Below are 22230 nucleotides of genomic sequence, written 5' to 3'. Positions count from 1 at the left end.
CAGAATATTCCTATCAAGACATTCCATCAACATCTCCTACATTTGCGACAACTCCGATTGTGAAGAACAACCTCTCCCCTCAACATACCAACTCCCGTCACCTGCACCCCTCAATACAACCTCACCTCCTGTCTCTGTTAAAAGAGCATTTTGGTTTCACGGCCTTTCGGCCTTTACAAGAAGAAATCATTCGGGATGTCCTCGCTGAGCGGGACGTGGTGGCCCTGTTACCCACGGGAGGAGGGAAGTCCCTGTGCTTTCAGTTACCGGCGCTGGCCCGCTCGGGCCTGACGATCGTCGTCTCGCCGCTCATTGCGCTGATGAAAGATCAAGTGGATGGGCTCCGGGCCAATGGCATTGCTGCAACATATCTCAACTCAACTCTGAGCACGCAGGAATCCCAGACCCGCTTGCGGGGGCTGCACCAGGGTGACTACCGCCTCCTCTACATGGCACCGGAACGCCTCATGGTCCCCGGATACCTCAGCCTGGTCCGAAATTTTCAGGTCAATCTGCTGGCTATTGATGAAGCTCACTGTATTAGTGAATGGGGCCATGATTTCCGGCCGGAATACCGGCGACTTGTGGAACTCCGGGATCAGGTCCCGAGTCTTCCGATCATCGCGCTCACCGCGACCGCCACGGAGCGGGTGCAAAAAGACATTGTCACACTTCTCCGATTGCGTGACCCGGCCTGCTATGTGGCCAGTTTCAACCGGCCCAACCTGACCTACCAGGTGCAGCCAAAGGACAATCCGTTTGGACAAGTCCTTGCCTTTCTCCGGAAACGCCCCAAGGACTCAGGTATTCTCTACTGCCAGAGCCGGAAGACCACAGAAAGTGTGGCGGATCGTTTACAGCATTATGGGCTGAAGGCACTGCCCTATCATGCCGGCCTGAGTGCCGAGGAGCGGACCCGGAATCAGGAATTGTTCCTTCGAGATGAAGTCCAGGTGGTCTGCGCCACCATTGCCTTCGGCATGGGAATCAACAAGCCTAACGTGCGATTTGTCATTCACTACGATTTACCAAAAAACCTCGAAAGCTATTATCAAGAGACCGGGCGTGCCGGTCGGGATGGCCTGCCAAGCGAGTGTGTCCTGCTCTTCAGCGCCGGGGATACGGTCAAGCAGCAACGCTTCATCAATGAGAAATCTAACTTCCAGGAGCAGCAGATCGCCAGCAGGCAATTACAGGAAATGGTGCACTATGCGGAATGTGCCACATGCCGGCGCCGCACATTGCTCCAATATTTTGGAGAACAGGTTGAATCCGAAAACTGTGGCGGATGTGATAACTGCCTGACGCCCAGGGATATCTTCGACGGCACGGATGCCGCGCAGACCGTTCTCTCTTGCGTTGAAGAGATACGTGGAACAAGTGGATTTAGCGTCGGACTCAATCACGTCATCGCCGTACTCACCGGAGCCAACACCGAAAAAATCCGACGATGGCGTCATGACCAATTAACCAGCTACGGGAAAGGGGAAGCCCACCGGAGGCCCGAATGGGCCGCCATCAGCCGGGAACTCATCCGGCTGGGATATTTCCGACAATCGGCAGACCCATTCACTGTGGTGGAGGTCACCGACCAGGGTCAGCATTTTCTTCAAGACCCCAAGACGCTCATGCTTACAAAGCCCATAAGCACACCGGAACGCAAGGCGCTCTCTGGGCAGGACCCTGGTCACGATGAGATGCTCTTCACTCGCCTCCGTCAACTGCGCAAAACATTAGCTGATGAGGCTGATGTCCCTGCCTACGTCATATTTTCCGATGTGGCACTACGGCAGATGGCCCGAGACTATCCGACCAATGAACAGGAATTCCTCCAGATTAGTGGAGTCGGGAATCGGAAATTACAGGAATTTGGACCTAAGTTCCTGGCAGTCATCGCAAAGCACCTGGAAAACTTCGCTCCCCTGACTATTCCAAAGGAATCCAATCCCACTTCAGCACTCTATTTAAGGAATCAAAACCCGGCAAACAATCAAAAAGATATTGAGTACCGGCAGGAATTAGATGCTTATGAAGGACCGGACAGTTCTAAAGGGCTCGTACAACCGGGTCACAGGGGAATGGGCGCCAGGAGCGCAAAGGAATTACGGGAGGACGACCATGACCCGAGAACGCCGGCGGCGGACTTTTTCACTAGGCCGGCCAGCAGAAGGCCGCTTGGAGATACCGTCCAAAATACGTTGCGCTATTTTCGGTCGGGGCATTCGATCGAACAGATCGCCAGTGAGCGCGGCTTGGTCACCAGCACCATCTATGGACATCTGGAACATGCCATCCAAGCCGGTGAGCCGGTAGACCTTACCCAACTGTGGACATCGGAGCAGGAATTAGAAATGGCAGAAGCCTTCGGGAAAACGGGGTTTGCCAATCTCACCGGCGCCAAAGAGCTACTCGGCAATCTCTACGATTACGGCCAACTTCGGCTCTTCCGCGCCGTTCATGGGAAAAGGGGGTTATGAGTGAATCAGATCCCATTTTAGGCATTTAATATTCCAAGTGGGTGCCTATTACAAGCGTATTGGGGAGTAGTGGAGAAGGTGTTTACGTTGGCTGGAAGTCGAAATATCATAGGAGTGTCCCGGGCAGGCGCGGCCGGTTTATGTTGCCCCCGAGTTTCATTCTGGTACATGAAAAAGGTCATACCCGGACGAGCCCTTTTATCCGCAGGATAAAAGGGCTCGCTAATGGACAATCAGACTAAGGGGCGAGGTTGATTTCGACATTGAAGAAGTAGTCGTTGGCGCCGTTTCCTGGCCTCATAATTTCTATGGCATCACTCGGATCGGCTTCCCCTCCTAAGGGAATTTTTATAGCATCATTCGGTTGATCAAGAAAACTATCAAATAGTATTTGCTCGGGTATTGTTCCTAGCCGCACTATTTCCAGTTCACCTGGAATTTCCCAGTTGAAGAGCGAACCTGAAGCAGATTGTACGATGATGGAAGTGGGCGTGGCGGAAAAAACGTGGGTAACAACCACTGGAGCGGGGTTGAGATTGCCAAGATCCGGGCAATTGGCGTCGGGGGGAGATGAGCAAGGGTCAAACGTCTTTGGATATTGGCCGAATTCAACAGTGTCGCCCGCATTAATAACGCCGTCCATGTTGGCATCAACAAGCTCCGAGATTTCAACGTCGACTTGCGGGTCGTACGTACCGTCCCGGTCTGTATCGATGTATGCCCGGGAAAAAACATGCCTCGCGATGACCTCGTTGCATTCTGCATCCAGGGTGATCGTTCCAGCACCATTTGAACTTGCGGGAAATATGTCCCCGTGGTTGGCCAGGTGATTCTGGACTGCGTTACCACTGACGGAAATTTTCTTAAAAACCCCTTCATCCGCGTCAAAATGGCAAATCTCCACTTTAGGCATCTTGGCAGCTTCAACTTGACCCGTTCCTAGAATACACACACCCGTAAAAGCTGCACTGAGCCATACCGATGTTCTTTTCCTTCTTCGATCGACCAAATTCATAACATCCTCCAAATGTGTGGTTATGAATAATACATCGGTTGGTTATTCGAAAAAGGAAAGCACCACGGAGCAAAATAATTTCACCCACGGCCGAAAACTGTTCATACCAGGGGACCCACCCTCCCATTAGTAAGTCGCGCACGTTCTGGCTTGGGATGATTCAACCAATGGTCAAGGGCAAAGCCCCTGAGTGGCACCATCACAAAAGACACTACGCTTCTTTAAAGGGGATTTCTGTAGGCGGCATCGCCAATCAACGGGGGATGAGCGGCCAGTACTATCAATGAGGATCTGGAACGAGCCATCCAAGGCGGTGGGCCGTTAGACCCCACCCCTCTCCGGACACCAGAGCAGGAATAAGAAATGACAGTGGCTTTTGAGAAACTAGGGTTTAGAAATCTCACCGGCGCCAAAGAGCTATGCCGCGATCTCCACGATTACGACCAACTCCGCCTCTCCCGCACCATTCATGGGAAAACCTGAAATATTGTAATGCAAATAAGAAATGACTTTTAACTCATATTGTTTTCAATTCAAGCGTCATCCTGAATTAACGGCGAAGGATCTGAGTCCAAATTGAAGACGCTCTGGCATGCGATATCCTTCCTGGAACTTACTCTGATACTGCTGAAGGGCCCAGAATAACTTAGTATCCCTCCTTTTGCATTCGCCTGAACAGAAAATAAAATTGTCTGGCTCATTGTTTATGAGGACATTAAATCCTGCTGTGCCCTTCTTAGGGAACCCGAGGATAACGCCTTGTGGAGCAGCGGTGCGGCAAAGCCGCGTCCGTCTGCATTGCTTTGCTAGAATTTCCCATCATTGATATACAATCCTGCAGGATGTTCAAAAAGACTCGTCCAGCAAGGCCGCAGGCGATTGGGCGAGCGGAGCGCACGCTAAGTACGTGAGCACGACAAAGCGCCGAGAACGCCGCTGGCGAACTTTTTCAACATCCTGCTAGTGGTCATGCCCGTGCTCATGGGTATGCCCATGCTCAAGTTCTTGCTTTGTCGCTTCTCGCACACTCAGAACTTTAATATCAAAGTTGAGCGCGATACCGGCCAGTGGATGATTGGTATCAATGGTGACTTTATCCCCATCTACTTTCACCACCATAATTTGCTGCGTCGTGCCGTCCGGCGCCTGGGCCTCAAACACCATTCCCGGTTCAACCGATTCTACCCCCTCAAACGCAGCCCTTTCGATGCTCTTGATCCCGTCAGGAATGACCTCTCCATAGGCATCGGCAGGCTCAATCCTTACCTTCAAAGCATCACCCTCTCCTTTACCGGCCAGCGCTTTCTCCAGCCCGGGAATGATATTCCCCCCACCATGCAGGTACACCATTGGCTTTGACCCATCTGAACTATCCAATACCTTACCGGCATCGTCAGTGAGCTTATAATTGACGCTGACTACCGAATTCTTCCCAATCAATACAGACATAATCTCTCCTTCCTTTCCTATTTTTTCTATGACCATTCACACACGCAAAGGTGCATCTTCCACGCTCACCACCACACCATAAATTTTGATCGCGGCCATGGCTTATCCATCCATGACGTGTCAGGCAAAGGTAACTTGGAGGCTTCTTGAACGGTCAGCCATCCACCAGGCAATTCAAAATGGGATGTTGTGCCACGTCCGGTTATCCAACTAATCTTTTTCGCTTGTTCACTGGCTCCGGCCACATCCAACGTTAACCGACAATCCTGAGCGACATAATCCAAGACCGTCTGGAAGTCGCCATCTTTCCACAGCTTCGGGGCGACGGAACCATCCACATTCGCGGGCTTACTCACACCAATGGCCTTCGCCGCAGCGTTGAGCTTGACAGGAAACCCTTTTCCGCAAAAAAAGTGATACATCATGTCCACGTGGCTCATCGCCAATTCACGGCAATCATCAACCTGACCGGATTCTTCCGCCACAATCACGAAATCGAATCCCAACCCATTGTGGGTGATAATGGTATAGCCCTCCTGCAACTTGGTTTTGAGATGTTCGACAAAGGCGGCAACATCCACCTTGTTCATTTGCAGCGCAGGAGATCCATCTGGATTTTTCGAGTAAAACGTCGCCGCCGAGGATTCATCGCTACACCAGCTCGCCATACAGGTGATGCCGAGCGGCCGATGATCATGTAAGTCAACGAAATTTTCGGGCAAAATCTTTGCCGTTTCGATATCAAAGGCCAGATATTTACGGGACATTGGTCAACCCTCCCCACGATTGATCCGGATGGCCTGATTGGGGGTCAAATCCCGCGCCATCCCACAGTTGTTTTGGGTTTTCTGGAACAATGCGGTGTAAGTGATTTTTGATCAACACGCCGGTTCAGAAACGGCTTTTTGAATGACACCTTCGGTATCGAGTTCAAACGTTTTATGACACTCATACGAAGTGCCATATACTTCACCCCCCAAGGGATGGCGAGTAATGCGTTGAATAAATTCCAATCGTTGTCCGCCATTAGGCAGGGCCGTTTGCTTAGTCGGCGGCCCCATGACCCGAATAAGCTCTTCACGATGCACGCCATTCCACCCATTCATTTGGCCCTGAGGAAAAGAACCGCAGCCCATTGCGAAAAACCCTAAAATTGCTAAAAAAACAAACGACAATTTTCTCATTCCTACTTTCCAATCATCAAGTTCGACAGGATTGTGCTGTCTCACCACTTCCCTAATACCGAGAAAACCTCATTGGCGGCTTTTGATGGCTTCGTTTTTTGGATCGGAATTGCCCATCTGCAATCTATCTTTAAGACCTGATGTTCCTCATATCCAAAATTAACAGGTTAAATGGCGGCAAAACCACCATACCCGAGGATAGGCAGATATTTCCACTAAACGCGTTTCCAAATCCTTGGGTGTCGGGATTTGCGATTGGATAGGAAGACCGGCTAAATCTGGATAAAGTGAACGAACTTCGGCTTTTGCGTCCTCTAAATCAGTTTCCACGGAAACATCAATCAATCGAAGATACGTGGGGGGGTGTATTTTCACTTCCCATCTTCCCAGATAATTCAGTCCACCCCGACTCACCTGGAACGTCAAATTCAATTGGGCCATAGATCGGAAAGCCCCTTCATTGATCTGGAGCCGCACCAACTCATATTCACCCGGCCGAAGTACGAGAAAAAATGGCGAGTCTGCAGACTCAATATCCACCCGGAACCGTTCCTTCGTAGAGTGATTCATGAGCTCAAAAAATCGAACCTGCGGAGTATACCATCGGGTGGTAGGTCCGGTGAGACTTGTTTGAACCTTCCCAAACACGATGGTTTGATCGGCGGAAAGACTGGCAGGCAACGGTGTCATTTTCGTGGCACATCCCAGGAATGGAAAGACTATTCCGAGGACGCACATCAGCCTTCTGATTTCTTTCATGACCAAATAGGCTCTCGTGTTTTTCATCAATCGGTCTGAAAAGAAAGTTTTGGCCTCCAAACAGGACGACTTTCTTTTTGTGTGAACCAAATCGCATGCACCACATACCGAAAAAGTGCTCTCCCGGCTTCATCTGGGCGCTCGAAGTAAGTATTACTCTAAAACAGCCAGCGGGCACAGGCCTAAGAGATCCTTTTCCGTTATTCTGATTATATCAGAGGAATGATGTGTTCCGACCATGACGGTGATACTATCCGAGTCCGATTTTCGTTCATAATCAGGGATGACCATCACCATGAACGATACGCCCATCAAGATACTCAATTATGCGCGCCAATTCTCAACCGTATAAGGAATCAGGCGCATTGAATTCAAACCTGCATGCAAGCCGGCCCGCTATACCAGAATTCAGGCCATGCTGCTTCGGGTTCACTACTCCCGGCCCGGCAAAACCGAGAATCGTTGCAGGTTGACCTCATTTCGTACAGTAATTCTTTTTGGTCACAGGTGTTTTACATTTCTGCGATCCCGGACAATCATTGTCCGATTTACACACACATTCTCCTTTTTCACACTTGTCCGAAGCACATTGGCTATTCTTCGAACAACTAGCTCCCAGGGCCTTACTCGTACTCGCACAATAGTTCGCCTTCCCAACGGGGGTATAGCAAGTTTGCCCATTGGGACAGTCGCCGTTCGATTTACACACACACTTGTCCTGTTCGCACTTGCCTGAGGCACATTGACTATCCTTGGTACAACTGGCTCCCAAGGCCTTACTCGTACTCGCACAATAGTTCGCCTTGCCGACCGGCGTATAGCAGGCCTGCCCGTTCGGACAGTCGCCGTTCGATTTACACACACACTTGCCCTGTTCACACTTGTCTGAGGCACATTGACTATCCTTGGTACAACTGGCTCCCAAGGCCTTACTCGTACTCGCGCAATAGTTGGCCTTCCCGACGGGGGTATAGCAGGCCTGCCCGTTCGAACAGTCGCCATCCCCCTTACACACGCATTGGTCTTGTTGACACTTACCCGAGGCGCATTGGCTGTTCTTCGAACAACTGGCTCCAAGGGCCTTATTTGTACTCGCGCAATAGTTCGCCTTGCCAACGGGGGTAAAGCAGGCTTGTCCGTTCGGACAGTCGCCGTCCCCCTTACACACACACTTGCTCTGTTGGCACTTGTCCGAGGCACATTGGCTATTCTTGGAACAGTTGGCCCCAAGGGCCTTGCTCGTACTGGCACAATAGTTGGCTTTCCCGATTGGGGTATAACAGGCTTGCCCATTGGGACAGTCCCCATCACTCTTACACACACATCTCTCTTTTTCGCACTTGCCGGATGTGCATTCCCTGTCTTTAATGCAGCTCTGATTTACATCTTTTGTTCCGTCCGCTAAGCAGCGGTTGAGTCCCATGCGGTTATTGCAATAGCGACCGCCTCCGCAATCGGAATCCTCCTTGCAGGTCTCTCCCAAGATATAGCGGGTGACCGCTATATAATGATAAATGGTATTGGTTTGTTTCCCATAACCATTACACATGGTGTAATTGTCGATGGTGTAAGTGGTTGACCCCGAGATGCCATCAAATTGATCAAATTGGGAATGAGAACAATGGTCTTTATTTTTACTTGGTGAGCCTTGTGCGTATTCATCATCTAAACCAAAGGCGTGACCGACTTCGTGAATATAGGTTCCATCGTCCGTCATGGTAGAAAAATTATTAGGCTGCCAGGCATTTGTCTTATACATTTGGTTGGCGCCGGGAAGGAACTTCGTTCCAAAGCGTATCGTTAAATAATCCTTATTTTTAATATGATTATTGATTTTGGTTTTTACGGATGAATCGAGTCGATCTTCATTATGACCCTTTAAAAGAACGTAAAGGTCAAAATTGTCAGGAATACTCCAATAATCCTCGGCGACTTTTTCAAAATTATTTAAAATCCAATCCGCTGGCAAAATCTTTTCAAAATCTCCTGTGGCGGGATTGGTGCCATAGAGATGCTCATTTTTTTTCACCCGACAACCATTCATCACCCAATAGTTTCCGCTGGAGTTTTTATAAGAGTATTGAATTTTTCCGAGGCTAATATGCTTATTGGCGGGGTCCCTCTTATGGGCATCGACACCATGTTGCCCATCGTACTTATTTTCTTTGCCAGCAAAGAACGTGGTGGTGGCACATTTAGTGACGCTAATTGGCTGCGCGGTTGATTTCAGGGTATACGTTCTACTCGAACCACTCCCGCCTTCGTCGACTTGATCCTTATCGTAGAGATTCCCAGCGTGGGTCATGTCAAAATCGATCCGGTTTTCAACCACATCATTAATAATTGGATCATAGGGAAGCACCATCTTCCAGACACCACCCTCTTTCCAGATCAGGTAGCTCATTTCAAACCAGGCGAATCCGAAGAATTTATACTTCGCCGAAAATAAAAAGGGCGAAAGATCGCTCTCTTTCAAAATGCTCTTCATCTCGGCCCAATCTTTATTCGTGAGCATCTTTCTCACTTCGTCGCCCTTATTATCGCGCCTACGATTACACTCCAGCACAAAGCCGTTATAGACATGACTGCCGTGGTAGTCCGCATCGGGAAAAAGTTCCTTATACAACTCAATCTCATCTTTAGTCTCCTGAATCGTCGAAAGATCCTTCACCGTGTTACATAAATTCGCCGATACCTCGTTCACACCAAAAATCGCAAGAAAAAACAAAGCACTTAAAACTCGCAACAGTCGCTCGCTTTTTTTATTTTTATAGATCTTGGAAGTGATGGGATTGCCCGACATGATCGCTAGACCGGTACAAATCGTGATTTGAGACCACAACCTTCGTTTCATCGTTCACCCACCTTGTCAAAAGTTCTCAATAAAACCGGTAGGGGGAAATTTGGGTATTACTCATAGCCTTTTTTTTATGACATTCCAATTCTGTCCTCTATTCTTGGCCTTTTCAGGTTGACCTCATTTCGTACAGTAATTCTTTTTGGTCACAGGTGTTTTACATTTCTGCGATCCCGGACAATCATTGTCCGATTTACACACACATTCTCCTTTTTCACACTTGTCCGAGGCACATTGGCTATTCTTCGAACAACTAGCTCCCAGGGCCTTACTCGTACTCGCACAATAGTTCGCCTTCCCAACGGGGGTATAGCAAGTTTGCCCATTGGGACAGTCGCCGTTCGATTTACACACACACTTGTCCTGTTCGCACTTGCCTGAGGCACATTGACTATCCTTGGTACAACTGGCTCCCAAGGCCTTACTCGTACTCGCACAATAGTTCGCCTTGCCGACCGGCGTATAGCAGGCCTGCCCGTTCGGACAGTCGCCGTTCGATTTACACACACACTTGCCCTGTTCACACTTGTCTGAGGCACATTGACTATCCTTGGTACAACTGGCTCCCAAGGCCTTACTCGTACTCGCGCAATAGTTGGCCTTCCCGACGGGGGTATAGCAGGCCTGCCCGTTCGAACAGTCGCCATCCCCCTTACACACGCATTGGTCTTGTTGACACTTACCCGAGGCGCATTGGCTGTTCTTCGAACAACTGGCTCCAAGGGCCTTACTTGTACTCGCGCAATAGTTCGCCTTCCCGACGGGGGTAAAGCAGGCTTGTCCGTTCGGACAGTCGCCGTCCCCCTTACACACACACTTGCTCTGTTGGCACTTGTCCGAGGCACATTGGCTATTCTTGGAACAGCTGGCCCCAAGGGCCTTACTCGTACTGGCACAATAGTTGGCTTTCCCGATTGGGGTATAACAGGCTTGCCCATTGGGACAGTCCCCATCACTCTTACACACACATCTCTCTTTTTCGCACTTGCCGGATGTGCATTCCTTGTCTTTAAAGCACTGATCGCCGACGACGACCGTTCCCAGGAAACCACATTTCCCGATCGGCTCGCCGTAACACGTGAGGTCGGGGCCACAGACATCGTTCCGGCTACAGGTTTCATTACGTTTCTTGCCTGACTTACACTTGTTAATCCCAAATGTCGCGACAGGGCCTTTGTCACAGTATTGACCCTCAGCACAATCATCGTCTTCGCTACAGGTTGGTTTAAGGGGTTGCCCTGATTCGTTGCTAACTCCAAAAGCAATTTTAAACGCTTTGACCACCGCGTTATTGAGGGTGCCTGCTCCGTAGACTTCCTTATTTCTTGCCCATGTATACTTGCCATTGACGAGCACGACAATGCCCACCTGCTTTTCGCTATGCGCATAAAAGTTCGTCGCAAATCCTTGGTGCTTGCCTCCGTGAGAGAATTGAGACCCCGAAATGTCAACTCCGAGTCCATACTCAGCAGGAGGCACCTTGGTCAGGACTTCAAAAATATCATTCTTCGGAATGATCTGTGTTCCGGCATTTTTCTCAAGATACTCTGCCCCATCGTTCATCATCAGCGAAACTAATCGTGCGTAATCTACAGGATGGCACAGCAATCCACCTGCAGCTTTGAGTTCAGAAACTTGGACATCATAGAGACATACACCTCGACTACACCCACGAGCCAGATGGACCATGTCCGAACTGCCATCCTCAAAAGTGCTGTTATTCATGCCATAGGGCTCAAGAACATTCTGTTGAAGATAGTTCTCGAAACGTTTGTCGGTAGCGATTTCGAGCATAGCTTCTGCCACAGTGTACCCACCTCCAGAGTAGTCATACTTGGTCCCTGGTTCGTGGATAGGTTTAACTGCATCATGCGCAAGGTTTTTGCCAAGAATGACCCCTTTGAGAGGGTCGCTGGAGGGAAGCCATGGCTTATTCGCGATTCCATGTGTGTCCAAACCTGCCGTATGGCTCAGCAGACGTCGGGACGTAATGTCATCAGGCCAGGACTTGTGATCTTTGAAAACTTTGTCGACCCATTTTGTAATAATGGTGTCAGGATGTTTCTTATTGAAATCCGTGACGCTCTCATCGAGGCTAAGTTCCCCTCGCCGCGAAGCTGCAGCAAAGCCCAGTGATGACACCATCTTGCTCGTCGAGGCACATTGGTAGATCGTGTCTGCAGTCGTCTTTTCCTTCTTTTTCTGGTTACGGTCTCCATACCATTTATGAATGACCGGCTTACCATTATAGATAATGGCAAGAGACATGCCAGCCACGTCGTTTTTCTCCATGGCCTTGCTAATTGTGTAGGGATCCTTGTCATACAAAAAGATGGATTTTTCCATTTGTTTGAAGAGGACATCCGCCTCGTCATTTGGAATCACTTCGTAGGCGGCCACGTCGGCACCCATGACGAGGAGTAGACCAATAAGAGTCAGCAAGGTCTTCATGTATCTCATGAATCTCCCATTTTTATTCGATCATTTCAGGGCCTTATGCAGAGGCTCGGTACAGCTTTTTTTCTGACAGAGCTTAAGAGTCACGCAACCGTAAAACTCTGCAGCCCCATCACAATCCTGCAAATTTTTCTTTTTTCCCTTTAGAAACATTTTTCTATTCGCGTACATTCCCGTCACTTGCGAGTAGCGGCTCAATGATTCTTGAGAAGGCTGACAGAGGTTGAGTCCCACTCACTTCTTTGGCATCTGTAAGTTGTCCGTTTTCTACTCGTCCGATAAAAAATGTCGGCGTTCCGTTCACTCCAATCTCTTGCCCGTAAACCACGTCCGCATCAACCTTTTGTACTTGTTCATGGCTGTTTACACACGATTCAAACTGATCCATGTTGAGTCCAAAAGACTGGGCCAATTTTTGATATAAGCCATCCCCAAGCTCGGATTGATTGGAAAAGAGCTGATGGTTCATCTGCCAATACGCATCCTGTTCACCTGCACAATTCGCAGCAATAGCCGCCCCTTTGGCATAGGCATGAAAGTCCAACGGGAAATCTCGAAGGAAATATTGCACTTTTCCCGTGTCGATGTATTCTTTTTTCAGATTTTCAAATGTATCCGAATGATATTTAGCACAATAGGGACATTGATAATCTGTAAACTCGACGATGGCGACTTTCGCTTGCTGACTACCAAGGGTAGGATCATCTGGATTGAGTTCAACATTGCCAATAGCAGAAGGACGTGGAGCCGCAGCACGGGGGAGATTGGAGCTTCCCTTTAATTCGCTCACCGATTTACGAACTTCTGCAAGTTCTTTCCGAACATCCCTCAGTTCGTTTTGAATTTCGATGAGTTGCCGAAGGATAAAAACATCCGTTGCTTCAACAGAGGAAGGAATCGGAGATTCCTGAGCAAAGAGCAGGAGAGGCAAGAGCAGAATGAATCCTAATAGCCCCCCACCAATCCGCCACGTGAAATATGTCGTGGAAGTATTGCGTCGTTTTGACATCGGTCCCCACCTTTCAAGTGAGGAACCTTACTATTCTTTTAAAAAAAAATAAAGAATATTGCAAAAATAATGGAACCCTAGCAGACATTGCATAGAATGAAGACAAATATTGAGTATAAATTGGGGAAAGGTTGGGCTTGAGGAGAGGGATTGTGGAAGGAGTGATCAAAACTCCTCTAACTCCATGTTCTAATCAGGACGCACCCGTCCACCTAGTGTTCATGGAAAAGGATAAAACCAATTTAAAATGAGAGCGTCGTTAAGAATGAATATGGCTAGGCATGTAGAACGCTTCTGACCGTTTCCCCTATTTCTGCGGGATTCTTGACGACAGTCACACCAGCCGATTCCAGGGCGGCCATTTTATCGGCTGCGGTGCCTTTTCCTCCGGTGATAATGGCGCCGGCATGGCCCATCCGTCTTCCGGGAGGTGCCGTAATTCCGGCAATGAAACTCACGACCGGCTTGGTCATCTCTTTTTGAATATAGGCCGCAGCCCGTTCCTCGGCATCGCCACCAATTTCCCCAATCATCACGACTGCTTCCGTTTCGTCGTCCTCCTGGAACATGTGCAACAAATCGATATACCCGGTTCCGATGAGGGGATCGCCACCGATGCCGACGCAGGTCGTCTCGCCAAGACCTAAATTGGTGAGCTGATTGACGGCTTCGTAGGTTAAGGTGCCACTTCTTGAAATCACGCCGACCCGCCCTTTTTTATGAATGAATCCTGGCATGATCCCGATCTTGCACTCCTCGGCCGTGATGATTCCCGGACAATTTGGACCTATCAGACGCGTGGTCTTCCCATAAAGCGCCCGCTGGACCCGAACCATATCATTGACAGGAATCCCCTCTGTAATGCAGATGATCAGCCATATGCCGGCATCGGCGGCTTCTAAAATAGCATCGGCAGCAAAGGGAGGTGGTACAAAGATCAATGAGGTGGTGGCTTCAGTCTTCTTGACGGCATCACGAACGGTATTAAACACCGGGATACCTTCTACTTCCTGACCGGCTTTGCCAGGCGTCACGCCGGCCACGACTTGCGTTCCGTACGCCTTGCACTGGGTCGCGTGAAATGACCCTTCTTTGCCGGTGATCCCTTGAACCACAACCCGGGTATTTTTATTCACCAATATGCTCATGCCACATCACCTTTCACCAATCAAGGAGAATATTTCCAAGATCAGGTTGACTATTTCTTTTTTCTGAGAGCAACAATACGTTGAGCGGCTTCCCAGAGGTCAGCGACCCCTTCCACCTTCAAACCTGATTCGGCCAGAAGCTTTCGGCCTTCTTCCGCGTTGGTTCCTTGAAGTCGAACAACAACAGGTAGCTTGATGCCGACTTCCTTGGCCGCATCAATCACTCCATGGGCAATCCGCTCGCAACGCACAATGCCGCCGAAAATATTAATGAATATGCCCTTGACCTTTTTATCTTTCAACAGAATGCGAAAACCGGCTGCAACCGTCTCTTTGGTCGCCCCACCGCCCACATCCAAAAAATTCGCCGGTTCGGATCCAGCCAACTTAATGACGTCCATGGTTGCCATCGCCAAACCCGCTCCGTTGACCATACAACCGATGTCTCCATCAAGTTTGACATAGTTTAAATTATTGCTACCCGCTTCAATCTCCAACGGTTCTTCTTCGTGCAAATCTCTGAACTTTTGAATATCAGGATGTTTAAATAGTGCACTGTCATCGATTGAGACTTTTCCATCCAACGCGACCAGACGCTTATCCGTGGTGATGACCAATGGATTGATTTCCACGAGCGAGGCGTTTTTTTCCATGAACAGGCGGTACAGGTTTTCCAACATTTGAAAAAACGGCTTCACCACCGCGGGCTCAAGCTCTGGAAGTCCCAACCCGAAGGCCAGATTTCTTCCATTGTACCCCTGGAATCCCACCGCCGGATCAATGGACTCTTTCAGCAATTTGTCCGGTGTATGTTCGGCCACTTCCTCAATGTCCATGCCACCTTCCGTACTGGCAATAAACGTTGGAAAACCTGACTCACGGTCGACCAGCAAACTCACATACAATTCCTTCGCAATCCCTGCACCTTCTTCAATCAGTAGGCGCCGAACTTTTCTGCCCTTGGGACCTGTCTGATGGGTCACCAGTGTTTTCCCGAGAATTTCCTTAGCCAGTTCCGGCACTTCAGATTTATTTTTGGTTAATTTGACCCCGCCGGCTTTACCACGTCCACCCGCATGAATCTGCGCTTTCACCACAAATACCGGGGTATCAAGAACTGAGGCCCACTTTTCAGCCGCTTTGACGTTTTTGATTTCCTTGCCTTTGGGTACAGGAATCTCAAATTGCGCAAAGAGCTGTTTGGCTTGAAACTCGTGAATATTCATAAATCCTCTTCGTAGGTTCTACAGCTCAAATCGGAATATTTGCCGATGACAACATCCCGTTTGGTGATCAATCGACCTGATAATTACTTGTTGGTGTAAGACGGCAAGACCATAGGTGAAATGATACCGGCAGACACATGATGGCGTTTGGCTTCGTCTCGAAATCGCTTCAGATGGTCTAAGGTCAACGAGCTTTTCGGCAGAGACTTGGACCGCTCTGCAGCAAGAATACCTGTTCGCTTGCCAAACACCATTAAGTCCAACAAAGAATTCCCCATGAGCCGATTTCGCCCATGTAATCCGCCGGAAGCCTCTCCCGCCACGAACAAATTGGCCACAGGCGTTTCTCCATTCACATCAATCTTGACGCCCCCGTTTTGGTAATGCAGCGTGGGATAGATCAGCACCGGATCTTTCCGGATATCGACCTGGTAACGCTCATACTGCCGAACCATTGCGGGAAAATGTTTGTCCAATGTTCCCGGTCCATGCTCCACATCTAACAACGGCGTATCCAGCCAGACGCCCACCCTTCCTGATGGTGTTCGAACGCCTCGGCCCTCTTCACATTCCCGAATGATCGACGAGGACACAACATCACGGGTATCCAATTCATTCACAAAGCGCTCGCCCTTCCCATTCACCAAATGGCCGCCTTCAGAGCGAATGCCTTCTGTCACCAGCGCACCGACTAATTGCTCCGGATACACCCCACCTGAAGGATGATATTGAAAGGTATCTATTTGAACGAGAGGCACGCCGAGACGATAGGCCAGGACCAGGGCATCCCCGGTCGCCCCGAAATGATTGCTGGTTGGAAATCCCTGAATGTGCAACCGGCCAATTCCGCCTGTTGCCAGGATCACCGTTTTAGCGGCAACGATGATGAACCGATTGTTGTCTAAGTCTTTCAGCACCGCTCCCGTGCAGGCCCCATTGGCATCACTTAACAATTCCACCGCAGCGACAAATTCCAACAACGGAACCTTCTGGTTCAGCACTTCGTCTTTCAACACTCGCATGATTTCCAAACCGGTGTAATCGGAGCAGGTTAACAGCCTGGCTTTTGAGCTTCCTCCCCCTTTTTTCACATGCAGATTTCCATCGGCATCCCGATCGAATAAGACACCCAATTCCAACAGCCATTTCGCAATAGACGGTCCCTCTTCCACCATGACCTTTAACAACTGGTGGTCATTTTTCATGTGCCCGCCCTTTAAGGTGTCCAAGAAATGCTGGACAGGCGAGTCGTCCGAGCCGACGGCAATTTGCATCCCCCCTTGGGCCATGACCGAGTTGGAATCCCCCAGGCGCAACTTGGTGGCCAGTAACACACTGGCTCCTTGGGCATGGGCATGGAGCGCCGACGCGCACCCCGCCCCTCCTCCACCAACGACCAGGACATCCACGGTGTAATCGGGAGTGAGATTAAGATCGGCCGGAACCGGGCTCTCCCCTTCCAACAGAGTCGCCACTTCGGTCACGGTTGATTGACCGGCATTCGGCCCAAAAATAATCGGCCGGTAGGCATGAGCCCGATGATCAGGATGGTATTTCTTGATAAGGCTATCCCGTTCGGCTGGAGAAAGCTTGGGAAAACTTTTAGAACGACGGGCGTCTCGGGTTTGATGAACTAAATTTTTCTGATCGGTAAGTTCCATGAGAGAAGCAAGAAAAACTGGTTAGGTTGTGGCGGCGGAGGTATTTTGTAATTCCTCATCGGACAACTTGAGGATACGATCCCATTCCTGTTGAAAATGTCCATCGGTAATCTCTTGAATGCGTTTCGAGAGGCCTTCCGGTTTTTCGGTGAAATGGACGCCTTGAGCCCGACTGGCATAGAGCGCGACCAGATTGGGTGCAATATCAGCAATACAAACGGGCGCGCACATTCCACACATGACACAATCCATGAACATTTCTGAGACCGCTTTAAAATCGCCAAACACCGCTTTCCACACCCCTTCCCGCACATCAATTTGTTGTGGGCAGGCTTCTGTGCAGGCATTACAATTCCGGCATAAGGGAGCTTCAGGATAGAGCGTAAACAAATCCTGCTTAGGGTCTTTGAGCTCAAGAAGGTTGTAGGTCGCTTTTCTCGCCGGAAAAGCCGGCATAAACGAAAATGACATGCCATCCTCGACTGCCATCGAACAGGCCAAACAGGTTTTGACCTTGGGATCGTCCTTCGTACGGTAATAGGTCGCACAGGCTCCACAGAACCCGCCTAGGCATCCAACTCCACGAATCACATCCTGCCCTGCATACCACAAGGCCTTGATCAGGGTGATACCGGCGGGAACCTGGAACGGTTTCCCTTCAATCTCCACGGTAACCATCTTGGGTTGGAGACTCTCTTCTTGATCCAGAGTATTTTTCTTATCCAATGTGTCAGGCATAGGTCAGAGATAGTACCTTATATAATCGACAAATTTGTCCTCGTCCGTTTCAACCACCCGGCCCACTTAAATGGTTATTAATTTAACGCATTCAATGCGGAACCAGCCTTAAACCACGTGATCTGTTGCTCGGTCATACTATGATTGGCTTGAATGACCACTTCCTGACCATTTTTCTTGTGAAGGACGACCTGAACCGGTTTGCCTGGTGCAAGTCCACTTAACCCTTTCACACTGATCCGGTCTTCCTGTTCAATTTGGTCATAATCTTTTGGATCCGCAAATGTCAGTGCAAGGATGCCTTGCTTCTTGAGATTGGTCTCATGAATGCGAGCAAAACTTTTTGTCAAGACAGCTTGGACGCCCAAAAATCTTGGAGACATCGCTGCATGTTCCCGGCTGCTCCCTTCACCATAGTTTTCATCTCCCACCACAAACGAACCCAAACCTTTTTCTTTATACCGTCTGGCAACTTGTGCAGGAGTCAATCCTGACTCTCCGGTTAAGACGTCATTGGCTTTCCCCGCCTCGTCTGCAAAGGCATTGTTGGCTCCAAGAAACATGTTGTCGCTAATCTTGTCCAAATGTCCCCGGAATTTGAGCCACGGACCGGCGGGAGAGATATGATCAGTTGTCGTCTTCCCTTTGGTTTTGATTAATAGAGGCAGTTTTTCGAAATCTTTTCCATCCCATTTTGGGAAAGGCTTTAGTAATTGCAATCGCTCGCTTGTAGGGGGAATGTCCACTTGAAGCTTTGAACCATCCTCGGCAGGTTCGACCAAACCTTCTTCCCCTTTGGCAAAACCCTTGGCGGGCAATTCATCTCCCTGAGGTGCCTCAAACTTGAAATCTTTCCCATCTGCAGTTTTCAATGTTCCCTTGATCGGATCAAAGCCCAGATCACCTGAAAAGGCATAAGCCGTGACCACTTCAGGACTGGCCAGGAAGGATAACGTCTCACTCACCCCATCATTCCGCCCAGGAAAGTTCCGGTTAAACGTACTGACAATAGAGTCGGCTTTGCCTTTCACGGCATCCGCTCGTTTCCATTGACCAATGCAGGGTCCACAGGCATTTGCCAGGACGGTAGCCCCCATATTTTCAAAGGTCTCCAAAAATCCTTCCCGCTTCATGGTGTGGTAAATCCGTTCTGATCCCGGGCTGACCAGAAAGGCCGTTTTGGCTTTAAGCCCAGCTTGTAACCCTTGCTTGGCAATATGCGCCGCGCGACCGATATCTTCATATGAAGAATTGGTACAGCTTCCGACCAAAGTTGCTTTTAACTGAACGGGGTAACCTTTTTCTTTGGCTTCCGCTGCCATTTTTGAGATGGGTCGTGCCAGATCAGGGGTATGCGGTCCCACAACATGCGGCTCAAGGGTGGACAGATCGATTTCGACGATTTCATCAAAGTATTTTTCCGGAGACTGATAAACCTCAGGGTCCGCAACCAACATGCTCCGATTGGCAGCTGCCAATTTGGCAATGTCAGCCCGCTCCGTGATATTCAAATATGCCACCATTTTTTCATCGAACGGGAAGATAGAAGTCGTGGCGCCGAGCTCAGCTCCCATATTGGTAATCGTGCCTTTGCCTGTCGCGCTGATGGTTTCCGCGCCAGGGCCAAAATACTCCACGATCTTATTGGTTCCACCCTTCACGGTCAGAAGACCACAAATATACAAAATGACATCTTTTGGCGAGGCCCAGCCACTCAGCTTTCCGGTTAACTTAACGCCTATGAGTTTAGGATGGAGGACCTCCCATGGGAGACCCGCCATCACTTCCCCCGCATCGGCCCCACCGACCCCAATGGCCAACATTCCCAACCCGCCACCGTTTGGCGTGTGAGAATCGGTTCCAATGATCAATCCTCCAGGAAATGCATAATTTTCCAACACCACCTGATGGATGATCCCTGCCCCAGGCTTCCAGAATCCGATCCCATATTTTTTCGCAGCCGAGGCAAGAAAATTATAGACTTCCCGGTTTTCGTCACATGCGCGCAAAAGATCCTTTTCCGATCCGACTTCAGCCCGGATCAAGTGATCGCAATGGATGGTACTTGGAACAGCAACTTTTTCTTTTCCCGCTTGCATAAATTGCAACATGGCCATTTGAGCTGTCGCATCCTGCATCGCGACTCGATCGGGACGAAGAGCCAACATGGCCTTTCCACGCTCCCAGACTTGTGTATCGAAATCATCCGCATGGCTGACCAGAATCTTTTCTGTCAGCGTGAGAGGCCGCCCAAATTTTTTGCGAGCTTTGTCCACAATTCCCGGCATTGAAGCATATAGTTTTTTGACCATTTCTAGGGACATAGCACCTTCTCCTGGGTTCGGTTCAACATGGATAAATGGATAAGATTCAACCAAAAAAGTCCACTCACACCATCATTACTTCAACGGTGGCACCTCGCGACGCTTTGGGGAGGCATAATTTACCAGATAGTCAAATAATCGGATGAGCCGACTCCCTTGCCGCTTTTGATCCGTCCAATGTCCAATCATTCCGATGGTTCGCGACAAAATGAAGAAGCCATTGAGGCTATCTACCGGAAACCCGATATCGACTAACACTGCCGCCATGGTTCCATCAACGTTGAGAATGAGATTATCTTTTTTGACAGCGGTAATTTTTTCGACTTCCAATGCAAAATCCAAGTGCGGAGTGGGCATGTTCAAACTTTTCACGTACCCAACCAGCTCCTTCACCCGCTTATCCGGATTTTTCAAGCTTTTGACTCGATGACCGATTCCCGGAACCGGTCCCACATTTTTCTTCATATAGACGAGGAAATCATCGACCGAAAGTTTGTTGTCGATCGCGTATTTGAACCATCGCCCCGCGTCCGTCACCGCCCCACCAAAGCGCGGGCCGATCATAATCATACCGGCCGCGACCGCCTGAGATAATCCAATTCCAGCACAAGCAGCAATAATTGTCGTCAAGGCTCCACTCACGCAAGGGCCATGATCGGCCGACAGCATGATAATGCGTTTGATGATTTCGGCTTCTTGTTTGGAGACAAGACGATTGTCCCATAGCAAGCCGATAATATGGGGAATGTCATATCCGTTATTGATCAGTTCAGAAGCCGGATAACCTTGATACAGGGGCTCATCACCCCTGTCGTCACTGATTGTGGAACGAATCAGGGGCGTCACCAGCACCTCCCCTTCCTTCATGCTCTCTTGAACCGTTTTGGGGAGCTTCGGTATGTCCGCCGGAGCCAAATCCGGTATGGGCTTAACCTGTCCGCTTTTAAGTAACTCCTCATGGGTGGCCTTGATAGCCGGCCCCAGAGCTCCAAAAGTATCCGGCACAATCGCGCCGGCCTTTTTCAGGGCTTCAGACTTTGCCCGAGCAGACCCTTCACCTTTCAATCCTTCTTTCGCCCCGGCATGCCCGAATTTCATACCCTTTGGAAGACTCTCCTGACAGAACCCAGATACGACCGCGAGTAATTTAATCCGGCGTTTCTTGGCCCCATACCATTCGGCAGCCCGTTCTTCCAAATCTCCGCCCATTTCTCCGACAATGACCACCGCCTTGGTTTGCGGATCGTTTTCAAACATTTCCAGGTAGCTGACATAGTCCGTTCCCGGGTAGGCATCACCGCCGATACCGATCGCCGTTGTGATTCCGTCTGCAAATTGGGAACAAATCCATATAATCTCGTTTGACAATCCCCCGGACTTGGTGACTACGCCGAAGGAACCGGGACGATACAGCTTGCACGCCACCAGGTTATCAAACGCCCCCCCGATGACTCCGAGGCGACATTCTCCCGCCGATACCACCCCAATTGAGGAAGGGCCGTTAAAGGTCTTCCCAAGCTTACGGGCATGCTTCCCCAAAAGTTTGGCATCTTTTTCGGGCACCCCTTCGGTAATCATGGAGACCGTTTTAATATGCGGGTCATTGAGGGCTTCCATGGTACCGGCATAGGCCCGGTCTGCTCCGATATAGACCAGACTGGTGTTAATCTCCGGGTGCTTGGCCGTCGCTTCGGCGACGGTTTTATAGATGGGGATCATTATTAACTCGGTTCCACAAATGATCTCGTTGGTCTTCCCCGCATCTGGAGGATATACGAACGCAGAGACATTTAATGGTTGCTTAATCATGTACCTGAACTCAGCCATACGACGAGCGGCATTCACCCCGGCCACCCCCCCTTGAATGACGACATGCGTGTCTTTCGTTGCAAGAATACTCATCGAAACTGTCTCCTACATCCTCAA

At 49.7% G+C, this 22230-nt stretch carries 15 protein-coding genes; 1 reads left to right on the top strand and 14 read right to left on the bottom strand.

What is annotated here, in order from left to right; translation table 11 throughout:
- Positions 1-59 precede the first annotated feature (59 nt).
- Positions 60-2477: a DNA helicase RecQ gene (recQ, locus tag LX98_RS00870; protein WP_496427114.1), complete on the top strand. Its 2418-nt coding sequence runs from the start codon at positions 60-62 to the stop codon at positions 2475-2477.
- A 238-nt stretch (positions 2478-2715) separates the two neighbouring features.
- On the opposite strand, the gene LX98_RS00865 is transcribed toward recQ, so the two are convergent.
- The 14 genes from LX98_RS00865 to LX98_RS00800 all read right to left on the bottom strand — a co-directional run bounded on the left by LX98_RS00865 (position 2716) and on the right by LX98_RS00800 (position 22206).
- On the bottom strand, positions 2716-3492 hold the full coding sequence (locus LX98_RS00865) for a hypothetical protein (RefSeq protein ID WP_496427113.1): 777 nt from the start codon (positions 3490-3492) through the stop codon (positions 2716-2718).
- Between the two features lie 960 nt (positions 3493-4452).
- Complete coding sequence (locus LX98_RS00860) at positions 4453-4941, bottom strand: FKBP-type peptidyl-prolyl cis-trans isomerase (RefSeq protein ID WP_496427112.1); 489 nt, start codon at positions 4939-4941, stop codon at positions 4453-4455.
- A gap of 65 nt (positions 4942-5006) precedes the next feature.
- Entirely contained in the window at positions 5007-5708 is a 702-nt protein-coding gene (locus LX98_RS00855) for a ribonuclease H-like domain-containing protein (RefSeq protein WP_496427111.1), read from the bottom strand.
- 111 nt (positions 5709-5819) lie between these two features.
- Positions 5820-6125, bottom strand: coding sequence for a hypothetical protein (locus LX98_RS00850; protein WP_496427110.1), 306 nt, complete (start codon positions 6123-6125; stop codon positions 5820-5822).
- Positions 6126-6284: 159 nt separating this feature from the next.
- Entirely contained in the window at positions 6285-6815 is a 531-nt protein-coding gene (locus LX98_RS00845) for a hypothetical protein (protein ID WP_496427109.1), read from the bottom strand.
- Positions 6816-7359: 544 nt separating this feature from the next.
- Positions 7360-9738 carry a dickkopf-related protein gene (locus tag LX98_RS00840; RefSeq protein WP_496427108.1) on the bottom strand — a complete coding sequence of 793 codons (2379 nt, stop codon included), beginning with the start codon at positions 9736-9738 and terminating at the stop codon, positions 7360-7362.
- Between the two features lie 123 nt (positions 9739-9861).
- A complete protein-coding gene (locus LX98_RS00835; RefSeq protein ID WP_496427107.1) occupies positions 9862-12192 on the bottom strand; it encodes a serine hydrolase in 2331 nt (776 codons plus the stop codon).
- A gap of 163 nt (positions 12193-12355) precedes the next feature.
- The gene (locus LX98_RS00830) at positions 12356-13207 is read right to left on the bottom strand and encodes a thioredoxin domain-containing protein (protein ID WP_496427106.1); all 852 of its coding nucleotides are present in this window, start codon (positions 13205-13207) and stop codon (positions 12356-12358) included.
- 275 nt (positions 13208-13482) lie between these two features.
- Positions 13483-14355, bottom strand: a complete 873-nt coding sequence (sucD, locus tag LX98_RS00825; RefSeq protein ID WP_496427105.1) for a succinate--CoA ligase subunit alpha — start codon at positions 14353-14355, stop codon at positions 13483-13485.
- A 50-nt stretch (positions 14356-14405) separates the two neighbouring features.
- Positions 14406-15581, bottom strand: a complete 1176-nt coding sequence (gene sucC / locus LX98_RS00820; protein ID WP_496427104.1) for an ADP-forming succinate--CoA ligase subunit beta — start codon at positions 15579-15581, stop codon at positions 14406-14408.
- An 83-nt stretch (positions 15582-15664) separates the two neighbouring features.
- Entirely contained in the window at positions 15665-17242 is a 1578-nt protein-coding gene (locus LX98_RS00815) for an FAD-dependent oxidoreductase (RefSeq protein ID WP_496427103.1), read from the bottom strand.
- Between the two features lie 21 nt (positions 17243-17263).
- Positions 17264-17980, bottom strand: coding sequence for a 2Fe-2S iron-sulfur cluster-binding protein (locus tag LX98_RS00810; protein WP_496427102.1), 717 nt, complete (start codon positions 17978-17980; stop codon positions 17264-17266).
- Positions 17981-18057: 77 nt separating this feature from the next.
- Complete coding sequence (locus LX98_RS00805; protein WP_496427101.1) at positions 18058-20304, bottom strand: aconitate hydratase; 2247 nt, start codon at positions 20302-20304, stop codon at positions 18058-18060.
- A gap of 75 nt (positions 20305-20379) precedes the next feature.
- Positions 20380-22206, bottom strand: a complete 1827-nt coding sequence (locus tag LX98_RS00800) for a citrate/2-methylcitrate synthase (protein WP_496427100.1) — start codon at positions 22204-22206, stop codon at positions 20380-20382.
- Between the last annotated feature and the right edge of the window lie 24 nt (positions 22207-22230).

It is taken from the genome of Nitrospira marina (assembly GCF_059568365.1).
Note: the sequence above shows the minus strand (reverse complement) of the source record. Positions and strands in the feature narration are given on the sequence as shown.

Excerpts from the sequence above, each read along its gene's own strand:
- LX98_RS00800 (WP_496427100.1), bottom strand. The coding sequence starts at position 22,206 with ATGAGTATTCTTGCAACGAAAGACACGCATGTCGTCATTCAAGGGGGG.
- sucD (WP_496427105.1), bottom strand. The coding sequence starts at position 14,355 with ATGAGCATATTGGTGAATAAAAATACCCGGGTTGTGGTTCAAGGGATC.
- LX98_RS00840 (WP_496427108.1), bottom strand. The coding sequence starts at position 9,738 with ATGAAACGAAGGTTGTGGTCTCAAATCACGATTTGTACCGGTCTAGCG.
- LX98_RS00865 (WP_496427113.1), bottom strand. The coding sequence starts at position 3,492 with ATGAATTTGGTCGATCGAAGAAGGAAAAGAACATCGGTATGGCTCAGT.
- LX98_RS00835 (WP_496427107.1), bottom strand. The coding sequence starts at position 12,192 with ATGAAGACCTTGCTGACTCTTATTGGTCTACTCCTCGTCATGGGTGCC.
- LX98_RS00810 (WP_496427102.1), bottom strand. The coding sequence starts at position 17,980 with ATGCCTGACACATTGGATAAGAAAAATACTCTGGATCAAGAAGAGAGT.
- LX98_RS00805 (WP_496427101.1), bottom strand. The coding sequence starts at position 20,304 with ATGTCCCTAGAAATGGTCAAAAAACTATATGCTTCAATGCCGGGAATT.
- LX98_RS00845 (WP_496427109.1), bottom strand. The coding sequence starts at position 6,815 with ATGACACCGTTGCCTGCCAGTCTTTCCGCCGATCAAACCATCGTGTTT.
- LX98_RS00860 (WP_496427112.1), bottom strand. The coding sequence starts at position 4,941 with ATGTCTGTATTGATTGGGAAGAATTCGGTAGTCAGCGTCAATTATAAG.
- sucC (WP_496427104.1), bottom strand. The coding sequence starts at position 15,581 with ATGAATATTCACGAGTTTCAAGCCAAACAGCTCTTTGCGCAATTTGAG.
- LX98_RS00855 (WP_496427111.1), bottom strand. The coding sequence starts at position 5,708 with ATGTCCCGTAAATATCTGGCCTTTGATATCGAAACGGCAAAGATTTTG.
- LX98_RS00815 (WP_496427103.1), bottom strand. The coding sequence starts at position 17,242 with ATGGAACTTACCGATCAGAAAAATTTAGTTCATCAAACCCGAGACGCC.
- LX98_RS00850 (WP_496427110.1), bottom strand. The coding sequence starts at position 6,125 with ATGAGAAAATTGTCGTTTGTTTTTTTAGCAATTTTAGGGTTTTTCGCA.
- LX98_RS00830 (WP_496427106.1), bottom strand. The coding sequence starts at position 13,207 with ATGTCAAAACGACGCAATACTTCCACGACATATTTCACGTGGCGGATT.